Annotated in this window: 12 protein-coding genes and 2 tRNA genes; 9 read left to right on the top strand and 5 right to left on the bottom strand. The window is 68.6% G+C overall.

Translation table 11 applies throughout. The features are described from left to right. The first annotated feature begins 42 nt into the window (after nt 1-42). Nucleotides 43-408, top strand: a complete 366-nt coding sequence (locus tag WC971_02345) for a type II toxin-antitoxin system Phd/YefM family antitoxin (protein MFA5843654.1) — start codon at nt 43-45, stop codon at nt 406-408. A gap of 67 nt (nt 409-475) precedes the next feature. On the opposite strand, the gene WC971_02340 is transcribed toward WC971_02345, so the two are convergent. The 4 genes from WC971_02340 to WC971_02325 all read right to left on the bottom strand — a co-directional run bounded on the left by WC971_02340 (nt 476) and on the right by WC971_02325 (nt 2,630). Next, nucleotides 476-552, bottom strand: a tRNA-Glu gene (locus WC971_02340). Nucleotides 553-562: 10 nt separating this feature from the next. Then, nucleotides 563-636, bottom strand: a tRNA-Gln gene (locus WC971_02335). Nucleotides 637-715: 79 nt separating this feature from the next. Continuing rightward, nucleotides 716-2,185 (bottom strand): glutamate--tRNA ligase, encoded by a 1,470-nt coding sequence (gltX, locus tag WC971_02330; GenBank protein MFA5843653.1) that lies wholly within the window; start codon nt 2,183-2,185, stop codon nt 716-718. Between the two features lie 22 nt (nt 2,186-2,207). Continuing rightward, complete coding sequence (locus WC971_02325; GenBank protein ID MFA5843652.1) at nt 2,208-2,630, bottom strand: phosphate-starvation-inducible PsiE family protein; 423 nt, start codon at nt 2,628-2,630, stop codon at nt 2,208-2,210. A gap of 366 nt (nt 2,631-2,996) precedes the next feature. Between WC971_02325 and metK the strand changes: the two genes are divergently transcribed. From metK to glpX, 6 genes are all read left to right on the top strand, one after another. Then, nucleotides 2,997-4,247, top strand: coding sequence for a methionine adenosyltransferase (metK, locus tag WC971_02320; protein ID MFA5843651.1), 1,251 nt, complete (start codon nt 2,997-2,999; stop codon nt 4,245-4,247). A 65-nt stretch (nt 4,248-4,312) separates the two neighbouring features. Further along, nucleotides 4,313-6,568, top strand: a complete 2,256-nt coding sequence (priA, locus tag WC971_02315; protein ID MFA5843650.1) for a primosomal protein N' — start codon at nt 4,313-4,315, stop codon at nt 6,566-6,568. Between the two features lie 94 nt (nt 6,569-6,662). Next, entirely contained in the window at nt 6,663-7,151 is a 489-nt protein-coding gene (gene def, locus WC971_02310; GenBank protein ID MFA5843649.1) for a peptide deformylase, read from the top strand. 31 nt (nt 7,152-7,182) lie between these two features. Further along, nucleotides 7,183-8,106, top strand: coding sequence for a methionyl-tRNA formyltransferase (gene fmt / locus WC971_02305; protein ID MFA5843648.1), 924 nt, complete (start codon nt 7,183-7,185; stop codon nt 8,104-8,106). Next, on the top strand, nt 8,088-9,467 hold the full coding sequence (locus WC971_02300; protein ID MFA5843647.1) for a transcription antitermination factor NusB: 1,380 nt from the start codon (nt 8,088-8,090) through the stop codon (nt 9,465-9,467). Before fmt ends, WC971_02300 begins: the two co-directional genes overlap by 19 nt. Nucleotides 9,468-9,481: 14 nt before the next feature. Beyond that, nucleotides 9,482-10,447, top strand: coding sequence for a class II fructose-bisphosphatase (gene glpX, locus WC971_02295; GenBank protein ID MFA5843646.1), 966 nt, complete (start codon nt 9,482-9,484; stop codon nt 10,445-10,447). A 22-nt stretch (nt 10,448-10,469) separates the two neighbouring features. Here glpX and WC971_02290 read toward each other — a convergent pair whose 3' ends face one another. After that, entirely contained in the window at nt 10,470-10,739 is a 270-nt protein-coding gene (locus tag WC971_02290; GenBank protein MFA5843645.1) for an FmdB family zinc ribbon protein, read from the bottom strand. A 52-nt stretch (nt 10,740-10,791) separates the two neighbouring features. On the opposite strand from WC971_02290, the gene WC971_02285 reads away from it, so the two are divergent. Then, nucleotides 10,792-11,871 (top strand): PASTA domain-containing protein, encoded by a 1,080-nt coding sequence (locus tag WC971_02285; GenBank protein ID MFA5843644.1) that lies wholly within the window; start codon nt 10,792-10,794, stop codon nt 11,869-11,871. 4 nt (nt 11,872-11,875) lie between these two features. Continuing rightward, complete coding sequence (locus WC971_02280) at nt 11,876-12,901, top strand: peptidoglycan DD-metalloendopeptidase family protein (protein MFA5843643.1); 1,026 nt, start codon at nt 11,876-11,878, stop codon at nt 12,899-12,901. Nucleotides 12,902-13,013 lie beyond the last annotated feature (112 nt).

Here is a 13,013-nt window from a genome sequence, read left to right as displayed (position 1 = left end):
TTTGGTACGATTCGTCTAGAATGGGTCTCGGAGGTGGTCGCCATGACCGCAGTCACGGCATCGGAGGCGCGCACGCGCTTCTCGGAACTCATAAACCTTGTCGGTGTTGCCAAACAACGTGTCGTGATCGAGCGGCACCAGCGACCCATCGCCGCCCTCGTGTCCATCGAGGAGCTGCAGTTGCTTGACGATCTGCTCGTGGCGGCGCGGGATGACACCGCGGTGCAGGAACGTCTCGCAAAGATCCACGCCACCCGCCAGCACAAGAACGCTGTCGACACGCTGACCTGGCCTGGCGAGCAGGTCGTCCTGACCCCGGAGTCCTTCGCCGAGGTCGTCGATCAAGTCCGGTACCCGCGACCGGCCAGCAAGGCCCTGAAGGACCTGATGGCCGCCGACGGTGATTAGGGCGTCACGCAAGATAGTCTCGCAGCGACGCACGAAGGCCGCCTCGACGGCGGCCTTCGAAGGTATCTGGTAGCCCGTACGGGATTCGAACCCGTGATCTCCGCCTTGAGAGGGCGGTGTCCTAGTCCACTAGACGAACGGGCCGAGAAAGCGCTGGCTGGGGTGGGAGGAGTCGAACCCCCACATACGGCACCAGAAGCCGCTGTCCTACCATTAGACGACACCCCATCGTCAGCGAATCGGACGCCGGCGCGGAAGGTGATGTTACCGGTGCGCCGGAACGAGTGTCAAGGAGCGTGGCCCGCGATCAGTCCGCGGCGAGCGGGCGTGCAGCACGGATACGCTCGATGGTGAGCTCCTTGCCGAGAAGGGCGAGCGACTCGAACAGCGGCGTGCTGACCGTCACTCCGGAGACAGCCACACGCACGGCCTGGAAGGCTACCTTCGGCTTCACGCCGAGTGCTTCCGGCACCGCCCGCATCGCTGCTTCGATCGGGTCGTGGGCGAAGTCGGGCAGCGTCGAGAGCACCTCAGCCGCTGCGTCGAGCGAACGACCGGCGCCTTCCTTCGTGAGCACCTTGTCTCGGGCCGCGTCGTCGATCACGACGGTCTCCTCGAAGAGGAACCGCACCATCGGGACGATCTCGTCGAGCCGCTTCACGCGCTCGGAGACGAGCGGGGCGAGGCGCTCGAGCCAGGGACGTCTCGCGGCGGCCTCCTCATCGGTGATCAGACCCGCTTCGCGAAGCCACGGAAGCATCCGGTCGACGAAGGTCGAGGCGGACATCTCCCGGATGTAGACGCCGTTCATCCACTCCAGCTTCTCCGCGGAGAAGATCGCGGGATTGCGCGATACGCGGTCGAGCGCGAACGCCGCGACGAGCTGCTCGGCGGTGAAGACGTCCGACCCGTCCTCCATCGACCACCCGAGCAGGGCGAGGTAGTTCACGAGGGCCTCTGAGAGATACCCCATGTCGCGGTACGCCTCGACGGACGTCGCGCCGTGACGCTTGCTCAGCCGCTTGCCGTCGGTGCCCCAGATCATGTTCATGTGCGCGAATGTGGGAACCGTGGCTCCCAGCCCCTCGAGGACGAGGATCTGACGCGGGGTGTTGGAGAGGTGGTCGTCACCGCGGATGACGTGCGTGATGCCCATCTCGGCGTCGTCTACCACGGACGCGAAGTTGTAGGTCGGCGTGCCGTCGGTGCGCACGAGGACGAAATCGTCCATCGCGGAGGCGGGGAAGGTCATCTCGCCTCGTACGGCGTCGGTGAAGACGATGTCCCCGCGATCCTCGGGCACGGAAAGGCGCCACACGTGCGGCTCGCTGGCGGCCACGCGAGCGGCGGCGGTCTCGGGAGCGATCGCGCGACAGGTCCTGTCGTACCCGGCGTATCCGCCCTTGGCGCGCATGGTCTCGCGGTTCGCGTCGAGGTGCTCCGAGGAGCAGAAGCACGCATACGCCGCGCCCGACTCCTTGAGACGCTCGAGTGCGGCGGCGTAGGTGTCGGTGCGCTGGGTCTGAAAGTACGGGCCGCGGTCGCCGCCTGCTTCGGGACCCTCGTCCCAGTCGAGACCGAGCCAACGCATCGCGCGAAGTATGCCCTCGGTGTTCTCGCCGGTGGACCGCTCCGGATCGGTATCGTCGATGCGGAGCACGAACGCGCCGCCGTGGTGACGCGCGAACGCCCAGTTGTAGACGGCGGTACGCGCTCCGCCGATGTGCAGATGGCCGGTGGGGCTCGGCGCGAATCTCACTCGGACCTGTTCGGGCACGGGGATCCTTTCGGGAGGACGGTCATTCCGACGACGTGCGACCGGGGCACACACCCGCGCGACGCAGCAGGAACCACGTCGCACCGACGGCGAGGATGAGACCGGCGAGCGCGCCACCCTTCATGAGCACGTAGGCCGGCGCACCGGACGTCTCGAAGACGACGAGCTTTCTGACGACCGCCACGAGGCCCGCTTCCATGACCGTCGCGATGACGGTCTTGCCGGCCATGTACGCGAGAGCGATGTTGAAGAGTTCCACGACGATGAAGACGACGAGCACCGCGTCTAGGAGACGCAGTATGTCCGCTGGGTCGAGGAAGCCGTTGTCGGCGACCGCGCTATACGTCTCCGCCACGAGGTCGACGATGCCGAGGGCGGCGATGATCACGAGAAGGACCGCGAGCACGCGCTCCAGACTGTCGACCAGTCGATGCATCACCTTCATGAACACCCAGAGCCCTCCTACTTACGGCGCACCACGACACTATACCAGCGACCCCGTCCGAGACGCGCTCGTCTTGTCCGGAGCGGGTGAGGCGTGCTATCTTCAGACGTACTCATCAAGAGGCAGCGGCGCGCGAGCGACGCTGCAGAGGGCGTAGGGACCGCACCCTAAGATGCCCCGGCAACCGAGGCCGAAAACGACCCACGGTGCCACATTGCGGCAGGCGAGTGTGCCTGACAGATGAGGGAAGAGTGGCGTGTCCGACGCCCAGTGTCCCTCGTCAGCGGTCGGCGAGGGTTTTTCTTTTCCCTTCGCCGGGCATCGACGGATAGCGGGCCGAACGACCCGCGAAGGATCGGAGGAAGCATGTCCCGCGATTATGTGTTCACATCCGAGTCTGTGACCGAGGGTCACCCCGACAAGCTCTGCGACCAGGTCTCGGACGCCATCCTTGACGCGATCATCTCGCGCGAGACCGAGCTCGCCGACGAAGGCTACGTGACGGACAAGGGCTCGAAGGCGTCGCCCGACTACGTGCGCGTCGCTTGTGAGACGCTGTGCACCACGGGGCTCGTCGTCGTCGCGGGTGAGATGCGCACCCACGCCTACGTGGACATCCCCACGATCGTGCGCGAGACCATCAAGGACATCGGCTACACGCGAGCGAAGTTCGGCTTCGACTACGAGACCTGCGGTGTGATCACCGCGATCCACGAGCAGAGCGCGGACATCGCGATGGGCGTCGACCAGTCGTACGAGGTCCAGCACGGGCGCGACGGCGATCCGCTCGACCTCGAGGGAGCCGGCGACCAGGGCATGATGTTCGGCTACGCCTGCAACGAGACCTCCCAGCTCATGCCGATGCCCATCTATCTGGCGCACCGTCTTGCCGAGCGCCTGACCGCGGTGCGCAAGGGTCAGGTCGTCGACTACCTCCGCCCCGACGGAAAATCGCAGGTGACCGTCCGCTACGTGGACGGCAAGCCGGCCGAGGTCACGAAGGTCCTCATCTCCTCGCAGCACGCCGACGGTGTCGACATCGAGAACCTCATGAAGCCCGACATGATCGAGCACGTGATCCAGCCGGTCTTCGAGGCCGAGGGTATCGAATGGAAGGGCGCCGACGTCTACGTGAACCCGACGGGGCGATTCGTCATCGGCGGGCCCATGGGCGACAGCGGGCTGACCGGCCGCAAGATCATCGTCGACACCTACGGCGGGTTCGGACGCCATGGCGGCGGCGCGTTCTCCGGCAAGGACTGCACGAAGGTCGACCGCTCGGCGGCGTACGCGGCGCGTTGGGTCGCGAAGAACGTCGTCGCCGCGGGTCTCGCTGACCGCTGCGAGCTGGAGATCGCGTACGCGATCGGCGTCGCCCATCCGCTCTCCGTCCTCGTCGAGACCTTCGGCACCGAGAAGGTCGACGTCGATCGGATCGAGAAGGCCGTGCTCGGCGTCTTCGACCTGCGGCCCGGTGCGATCATCCGCGACCTCGACCTGCGTCGCCCCATCTACCGCAAGACCGCCGCTTACGGTCACTTCGGCCGCGACGAGAAGGACTTCACCTGGGAGCGGACCGACCGCGTGGATGCGCTGCGGACGGCGTGCGAAGCGTAGGACCGTCAAGATACGCGAGACCGGAGGCCGCCGACGATGTCGGTGGCCTCCGCTATGCTGGCTCCATGGATGCCTTGCATGAGACGCCGAGCCGGGTCGCCCGAGTGGTGGTGGACGTTCCCGCCCGCGCGTTGACCGAGCCGTTCGACTACTCCGTACCGGCCGGACTCGACGGTGTGGACGTCGGCGTCCCCGTCCTGGTCCCCTTCGGCCGCCGCCCGGCCCTCGGCTACGTCGTCGGTCTCGCCGCTTCGAGCGAGCACGAGTTGAAGCCGGTCGAGGCCGTCCTCGGCACGTCTCTCTTCGCCGGACACGTGCCCAGTCTCGCCGCATGGATCGCGCGGGAGTACCTGTGCCCGCTCTCGGAGGCGCTGAGACTCTTCCTGCCGCCTCGGGGGGTCTCGTCACTCGCTCGTGTCGAAGGGCCGCAGGGGGCGTCGTATCTCCTTCGCGGCCCGGCGGTGGGGACGGTCGACGACCGCTGGGCCGAGCTCGCCCCGGGCGCGGCGCCCCAGCTGCGTCCGAGCGCTGTCCTCCAGCGCGCGGTCGTCGACTCGCTCGCCGAAGGGCCCGTCCGCGTCGCCGAGCTGGCGGCCGGACTGGGCAACGTCGATGGAGCGGTGCGCAGGCTCGCCGAGATGGGCGTCGTCGTCGTCACGCGCCGTCGCCGCATGCGCGACCCGCACTCCGCGCTACGCCCCGCCCCACGACACGAGAACCTGTCGCGGGGGCAGTCGGATGCGCTCGACGCGATCCGTTCCGCTCGCGCTTCGGGAGGCGTGGTGCTTCTGGACGGCGTGACCGGGTCGGGAAAGACCGAGGTCTACCTCCGGGCGATAGAAGAGGTCCTCGCGGCCGGGGGTGGGGCGATCGTCCTCGTGCCGGAGATCTCGCTGACACCACAGACGGTGGGTCGTTTCCGATCGCGATTCGGCGAAGCTGTGGCGGTCCTGCACTCCAGGCTGTCGGACGGGGAGCGCTATGATCAGTGGGACGCATGCGCCACCGGCGCCGCGCGTGTCGCGGTCGGTGCGCGCTCCGCGCTCTTCGCTCCAGTGCGCGACCTCGCGCTCGTCGTCATAGATGAGGAGCACGAGACCTCGTACAAGCAGGGGTCGTCTCCGCGCTATCACGCGCGCGACGTCGCGGTGCGGATGACCGAGACCGCCGGTGCCGCCCTCGTCCTCGGAAGCGCGACGCCGAGCATGGAATCGCTCGCCCGCTGCGAGCGCGGCCGCGCGATCCGCGTCGTGATGCCCGAACGCGTGGGGGGTGGACGCATCCCCGAGGTGCGCGTGATCGACCTGACGGCGGAGTTCGCCGACGGGAACCGGTCGATGTTCTCGCGAGAGCTCGCCGACCGTCTGCGAGATGTCGAGAGACGGCGCGAGAAGGCGGTCGTCTTCCTCAACAGACGAGGCTTCGCCAGCTTCCTCCTCTGTCGCGAATGCGGTTTCGTGCCCGAATGCGACGCGTGCGCGGTCTCGCTGACCTACCACGAGGTCGGCCGGACCCTGGCGTGTCATCACTGTGGCGCGCACAAGCAGGTCCCGGTCGCGTGTCCCCGCTGTTCCAGTCCGTATCTTCGCCAATTCGGCGCCGGGACCCAGCGCGTCGAGGCGGAACTGCAGGCCCTCGTCCCGGGACTGCCGATCGTGCGGATGGACGCCGACACCGTGCGAGGCAAGGGCGGCCACGAGCGTGTCCTCGCCGGGTTCGAGGCGCTGCCGTACGGCGTGCTGGTCGGGACGCAGATGGTCGCGAAGGGCCTCGACTACCCGGAGATCACGCTCGTCGGCGTGATCACCGCCGACACGACCCTGCACATGCCCGACTTCCGCGCGGGAGAGCGGACTTACCAGTTGGTCTCGCAGGTCGCGGGGAGATGCGGCCGGGGCGAGAAGCCCGGTCTGGTGGTCGTCCAGACGTACTGGCCGGACCATCCCGCCATCGTCGCGGCGGCCGCGCACGACCCGGAGCGCTTCTACGCCGGGGAGCGCGCCGAACGCGAGGCGCTCGGATACCCACCGTACGGTCGCCTCGCGAACGTGCTCGTACAAGGAGCGGACGTCGAAGCGGTGCGTGCGGTGGCGGTCTCCTTCGCCGAACGCTTGCGCGCACAGGCTCAGGACGGCGTCACGGTGCTCGGACCGGCGCCGGCGCCGCTCGCCAAGGTGAAGGGCGCGCATCGGTGGCACGTCCTCCTCAAAGGCGCGGTCGACTCCGACCTGCCCGCCACGATCTCGAAGGCGTGGGAAGGGCTGGCGGCCGTCCCCGGTGTGACCGTCGCATGCGATGTCGACGCGGTCGACCTGCTGTGACCGCCGCTGTTCTCCACGCGCTACAATGTCAACTGCACGACGACGGAGAGCCGCGCGGCGTGAGGCGGCAGGGTTCTTGCTCGGAACGGTGAACATGGAAGTCCTCTCACATCCCAATCCGGTGCTGAAGCAGACTGCGCTCGAGGTCGACCCCTCGGGTGACACCGAGTTGCGCCCTCTCGTCCAAGGCATGGTCCGCGTGATGCGCGAGGCGCCTGGAGTCGGGCTCGCCGCCCCTCAGATAGGCGTGCAGAAGCGCGTCATCGTCGTCGAGGTCGAGGAGGACAAGATCGCGGCGCTGTGCAATCCCTGCATCGTCGACAGCTCCGAGGAGACCGAGGTCGACGACGAAGGATGCCTGTCACTGCCGGGCATCAGCGTGCCGGTCGAACGGAACGCGTCCGTGACGTGCGAGGCGCTGACGATCTCCGGTCAAGCGGTTCGGATCGATGCCTACGGCCTTCTCGCCCGGGTACTCCAGCACGAGATCGACCATCTCGACGGTCTGCTCATCATCGATCGCGCCGCTCCCGACGAGCGCAAGGCCGCGCTCAGACGGTATCACGACCTGCTCGCGGGGTAATCCGGCGCACCAGGCACGGTAGGGGGGACCTGTGCGCGTCGTCTTCATGGGCACGCCCGAGTTCGCCGTGGCATCGCTGCGTGCACTCGCGACCAGGCACGAGGTCGTGTGCGTGTACACGCGACCGGACGCGGCTTCGGGGCGAGGACGCGCACTCACCGCCCCCCCGGCCAAGTCCGCGGCGATCGAGTCGGACATCCCCGTGGCGCAGCCCACGGATCTTCGCGGACCCGCATCCGCCCGCGACCTCGCCTCATTGGCCCCGGACGTCGTGTGCGTGGCGGCGTACGGGATGATCCTCCCGCGTGGAGTGCTCGATGTCCCGCCTCTCGGGTGCGTGAACGTCCATGCCTCACTCCTCCCGCGCCATCGCGGGGCGGCTCCGGTGGAGCGCGCGATACTCGCGGGGGACACCACCACCGGGGTGTCGATCATGCGGATGGAGGAAGGACTCGACACGGGCCCCGTCGCGCTGCGAGTCGAGATGGTGATCGGGGCCGCGGACGCGCCGACGCTCACGCGCACCCTCGCCACCTTGGGCGCGGACGCTCTGATCGAGGTCCTCGATCGCATCGAGGCCGGAACGGATACGTGGGAGCCGCAGCCGGAGTCCGGCGCGACGTATGCCGCGCGGATCGAGAGGGCCGACGTGGCCCTAGAACCGGGTCTTTCGAGCGAGGACGCGTTGCGAAGGGTGCGCGCGTCAGGCCGCCACGCGCCGAGCCGCTGTAGCCTCGCGGGCGTGGACGTGACCGTTCTGGAGGCTCGAACGGTGTCCGCGGACCTCGGCCCAGGCCGCGTTCTCGTGACGAAGGACGCGCTCATCCTGGGAACCACCGACGGCGGTCTAGCTCTCGACAGAGTCGTCGCCACCGGCCGCGCTCCCATGGACGGAGCGGCCTTCGCGCGCGGCGCGCGCCTGGATGACGACGCGCGATGGGCGGCCTCGACGTGACCGTGGCGCCCGCCCGCTCCGCTGCGCTCGAGGTCGTGCGGCGCGTTCGCGAGAAGCAGGCGTTCGCGAGCGAAGTGCTCGACACGGTCCTGCGAGCGCGAAGCCTTCGCGAGGACGATGCCGCGCTGGCCACGCGTCTAGCCTACGGCACCGTGCAATCCGCCGGGACTCTCGACGAGGCGCTCGACGAGCACTTGCGTTCGCCTTCCTCCGTGGAGCCGCGCGTCCGCGACATACTGCGCCTAGGGGCGTACGAACTGCTCTTCTCGCGGACCCCGCCGCGCGCCATCGTGCACGAGTCGGTGGACGCGGTCAGAGCCGTGCGCCCGGAGGCCGCCGGTCTCGCGAACGCAGTGCTGCGGCGGCTCTCGGAGAGGGCGGACGCTTTCCCGTGGGGCGACCCCCGGACGGACGACGGAGCCCTGGCCAGGGCCACCGCCCACCCACGGTGGCTCTTGGACCTCGTGACACGCGATCGCGGCCGTGACGCGGCGCGCCGGATGTTCGAGGCGGACCAGACCACGGCGCCGCTCTTCCTGTGGCACGTGCCGTTCATGGGAACGCTCGCCGACGCGATGTCGCTCCTGGAGGCCGACGGCGCCATGCCCGTCGCTTGCGAGCCCGCGGGCTGCATACTCGCGCGACGCGCGGCGTTCGCCGTCCGCGGAGCTGCGGTCGCAGACGGCCGCGTCCTCGTCGCGGACGTGGCGGCGACGGTCGCCCCGCTGGCGGTCCGGCCGATGCCCGGCGAGACGATCGTCGACCTCACCGCGGGCAGGGGAACGAAGACGGTCATGCTCCAGGCTGCCGCGGTCTCCGAGGGCGGGCCTGCTCGCATCATCGCGATGGACCTCCACCCGTTCAAGGTGAAGGTGCTCACCGAACGCATGGGCGTCCTCGGCGTCCCTGGAGTCGAGGCGATCGTCGGCGACGCCACGGACGTCATCGGCGCGCAGGGGCTGCCCCGTGCAGGGACCGTCGACTCCGTCCTCGTCGACGCCCCTTGCACCGGACTCGGGACTCTGAGACGTCATCCGGAGAAGCGATGGCGAGCATCGCCCGACGACGTCTCGCGCCTTGCCGAGATCCAGTCCCGCCTGCTCGAGCAAGCGGCGACGCTTGTGGGCCCCGGCGGGCGTGTGGTGTACTCGACGTGCTCCGTCGCCCGCGCGGAAGACGAGGACGTCGTACGCGGGTTCTTGGACGGCGAGGCGGGGGAGGGGTTCTCGGTCGAGTCTCTCGACGAGGTCGTCCCGGCCTCGTGGCGTCATCGGGTCGCACCGGAGGGGACGTTCCTGTCCATGCCCGAGGCCGACGGGCCCGACGGGCACTTCGTCGCCGCACTGCGGCGGATGGGATGAGAAGAGGAGGCACGATGCGCAGCACACGGATCGTCGAGATGCTCGAGGTCACGGAGGCCGCCGCTCTCGCGGCCGGCCGTTGGATGGGGAAGGGCGACAAGCACGCGGCTGACGACGCCGCGGTCGAGGGCATGCGCACCGCATTCAACTCCGTCGAGATCGACGGCACGATCGTGATCGGCGAAGGCGAGCGCGACGAGGCTCCGATGCTCTTCATCGGCGAGAAGGTCGGCAAGGGCGGCGAGGAGATCGACATCGCCGTCGACCCACTCGAGGGGACGAACCTCACCGCGTATGGTCAGACGAACTCGCTCGCGGTCCTCGCTTTCGGCCCGAAGGGCACGCTGCTGCACGCTCCCGACACGTACATGAAGAAGATCGCCGTCGGTCCCGAAGCCGCCGACGCGGTGCACATCGACGCGAGCCCCACGGAGAACCTCCGCAACGTCGCGAAGGCGATGAAGCGCGACGTCGGGGACCTCGTCGTGTGCATACTCGACCGCGACCGGCACGTCGATCTCATCCGTGAGGTGCGCGAAGCCGGCGCGCGCATCCGCCTCATCTCCGACGGCGATGTCTTCGGCGCCGTCGCCACGGCGATCGAGGGGACCGGCATCCACCTCTACCTCGGTACCGGCGCGGCCCCAGAGGGTGTGCTCGCGTGCGCCGCGATGAAGTGCATCGGCGGCTGCTTCATGGGCCGCTTCGAGTGGCGCAGCCCCGAGGAGAGGGCACGGGCGGTCGACATGGGGACGTGCAACATCGACGGCGTGCTGACCATGGACTGCCTCGTGAACACCGACGAGGCGGCGTTCATCGCCACCGGCGTCACCGACGGCGAGATGCTGCGCGGGGTGAGGTACTTCGGTTCGGGAGCGCGCACGAACTCGGTCGCGATGGACGCGAAGTCCAAGACCGTGCGGTTCATCGATACGGTCTACAACACGGGCGTGGAGAAGTTCTGGGTGAGGATGGACTGACCGACGATCCCTGCCGGCTCGATCAGTTCTTCGCAGAGGGGCAGTCCGCGCATGCGGACGGCCCCTCTTTCGCGGCCGGGCAGGCGGGAGCCGACACCGTCTCGTCCTTCGGCCTGCTGCGGTAGTCCGTGCTGTGGAAACCGGATCCCTTGAAGTGGACCCCGACGGGGGTGAACACGCGCTTCGCGGGAGATGAGCACTTGGGACACGTCACGTCTGCGCGATCCGCCGCGCGCCGGACGATCTCGAAAGTCTCATCACACACGGTGCAACGGAAATCGTAAGACGGCATGCTCCTGTGGTCCCTCCCGGTCGATCTCGGCTTCGGCGGTATACTGTACCCCATGGACCGAACCCCCGTCAGGCGAGCAACCCTCATACCAGCCTGGCTGCTCCCCACGGTCGTGGCGACGTTATCGGTCGCCGCAGTCGTCGCCGGAGTGGCCGTCTTTCGCCCTCGCCCGGTCCCCGTCGGCGTACCCTCGGTGACCGGTCTCCCGGTACCGGTGGCCCGCAGCCGCCTCGCGGAAGTCGGACTGCTCCTCGAGAGGGGCGTCGTCCGCTTCTCGGCCACGGTGGCCGCTGACGGCGTCGTGACGCAGAGGCCTGAACCCGGCGATCGTGTCGCGCCGGGATCGGTAGTCGTCGTCGACGTCTCCGGCGGCTCGGAGACGTTCTCCATGCCGGACGTCGTAGGCAAGCCTCTCGACATGGCGAAGGAGACGATCGCCGGGGCCGGTATGCGGCTCGAGGTCGAGTTCGCCCCGTCGGACCAGCCGACGGACACCGTGCTCGCCAGCCTTCCTTCCGCCGGTGTGCGCGTCACCACTTCGGACGTCGTGAGACTGACGGTCGCCTCGGGGAGCCCGACCGCGACCGTGCTGCTCCCGATCAGCCTCGACGGTCTCGCTTTCGCGATCGATCCTTCGCGCGCTCCGTCCGGCGCCACCGATGTGACCATGGACGTCGCCCGCCGCCTGCGGGCGTTGCTCGAAGCCTCGGGAGCGAGGGTGACCGTCATCCGCGGGATCACCGACACCGTCACCACCGACGCGACGCGGTTGTCGCGCGTGAGGTCCGCGAGTCCGACAGCCGTCCTTTCCATGGTGACCACGCCCGCGCGTTCGGGTGGCATAGTCCTATCCTCGTTGCCCCCATCAGCGACGGCTCCCGGAAGATACCTCACATCGGTGGGTCTCGCACGCGCGGCTCTGGCGAGGCTGCGCGACTCCGGTCTCGGGCCCTCGATGGGCTTTCCCACGCCTGACCGCGTCCTCACCGGCGCAGGATGCGCGGTTCTGCTCGTCCGGCTCGGTTCGTTCGAGGTCACGGCCGATGTGGCCGCATTCAGGGACCCGCGATGGGAGGACGAGTTGGCTCGAGCCCTCTACCAGGCAGTCGGCGACGTCTTCGGGGGGAGGTGACGTGATGCCCCCGCATGGTGCCCGTCGCGTGCCGTACCACATCGTCGCGGTCGTGCTCGTCGCCCTCCTCGCGTCGCCACCGCCCACCCTCGGAGCCACATCCAACGTCCGCCGACTCAAGACGGAACTCGCCGGCATCCGCAGCGACGTCCGTGCGGCCGGACGCGAGTATTCGCGAGCGTACTGGCGCCTCGACGAGACCGAGGTCCGGATGGCGAAGACCGACCGCAAGATCGCCAGGACGCGTCAGCTCCTGAAAGCGACGCGCGCGAAGCTCGGACGCAGTGTCTCTTCGATGTATCGCCGAGGAGGCTTCGATCCGCTCTCCGCTCTCCTGACGAGCCGCTCTTTCGACGAGCTCCTCACTCGTCTCGAGTTCCTGCAGCGTATCGCGGAACGGGAGGCCGTGACGATCGACGCGGCCCTGCGCCTCGACGCGCAGTTGCGCAGCCAGCGCGCCGCGCTGGCGCGCGAGAGGGCGTCTAGGGCGACGGACGCGGCTGTTCTCAAGAGGCGCGCGCGATCGCTCGAGCGCAGGCTCCAGGCGAAGCAGGCGAAGTACGACTCGGTCCTCGCGGCGCTGCGTCGCGAGATGGGAGCCGACCCTCACTACTCGGGACTGCCCCCGGGACCGAACGGGATGGTCTTCCCCGTCGCGGGCGCGAACTACTACTCCGACACCTGGGGCGCATCGCGCTCCGGTGGACGAAGGCGACACAGAGGCACGGACATCATGGCAGGACGTGGCACACCCGTCGTGGCCTGCCTTTCGGGAAGCGTCACCAGCAAGAGCGGCGGACTCGGCGGCAAGACGATCTGGCTTCGCGCGGACAACGGCTGGACGTTCTACTTCGCGCACTTGAACGGCTGGGCGGTCAGATCCGGGCATGTCTCCGCGGGACAGGTCATCGGGTACGTCGGTTCGACGGGCAACGCCCAGGGGGGCTCCCCCCATCTCCACTTCGAGATCCATCCGGGCGGGGGAGGCGCGGTCAACCCGTATCCCTACCTGCGCCGGATGGAATCCTAGTCGCTCGCCGGTCGGTACTGGCGTTCTCGTCCACGCCGTGGCATGCTACTCACGCACGCACCGATCGGGAGCTGCCGCAGGCGGCTGAGAGGCGGTCCTTACCGCGACCGAG

Source organism: Coriobacteriia bacterium (assembly GCA_041658765.1).
Lineage (GTDB): Bacteria > Actinomycetota > Coriobacteriia > Anaerosomatales > JBAZZO01 > JBAZZO01.
The sequence above is the reverse complement of the archived record's forward strand: the minus strand, read 5'-3'. Positions and strand labels throughout refer to the sequence as shown.

Bases quoted from the DNA above. Each gene is read 5' to 3' on its own strand.
- WC971_02345 (MFA5843654.1), top strand. From the start codon at position 43: ATGACCGCAGTCACGGCATCGGAGGCGCGCACGCGCTTCTCGGAACTC.
- WC971_02325 (MFA5843652.1), bottom strand. From the start codon at position 2,630: ATGAAGGTGATGCATCGACTGGTCGACAGTCTGGAGCGCGTGCTCGCG.
- metK (MFA5843651.1), top strand. From the start codon at position 2,997: ATGTCCCGCGATTATGTGTTCACATCCGAGTCTGTGACCGAGGGTCAC.
- priA (MFA5843650.1), top strand. From the start codon at position 4,313: ATGGATGCCTTGCATGAGACGCCGAGCCGGGTCGCCCGAGTGGTGGTG.
- def (MFA5843649.1), top strand. From the start codon at position 6,663: ATGGAAGTCCTCTCACATCCCAATCCGGTGCTGAAGCAGACTGCGCTC.
- WC971_02300 (MFA5843647.1), top strand. From the start codon at position 8,088: ATGGGCGGCCTCGACGTGACCGTGGCGCCCGCCCGCTCCGCTGCGCTC.
- glpX (MFA5843646.1), top strand. From the start codon at position 9,482: ATGCGCAGCACACGGATCGTCGAGATGCTCGAGGTCACGGAGGCCGCC.
- WC971_02290 (MFA5843645.1), bottom strand. From the start codon at position 10,739: ATGCCGTCTTACGATTTCCGTTGCACCGTGTGTGATGAGACTTTCGAG.
- WC971_02285 (MFA5843644.1), top strand. From the start codon at position 10,792: ATGGACCGAACCCCCGTCAGGCGAGCAACCCTCATACCAGCCTGGCTG.
- WC971_02280 (MFA5843643.1), top strand. From the start codon at position 11,876: ATGCCCCCGCATGGTGCCCGTCGCGTGCCGTACCACATCGTCGCGGTC.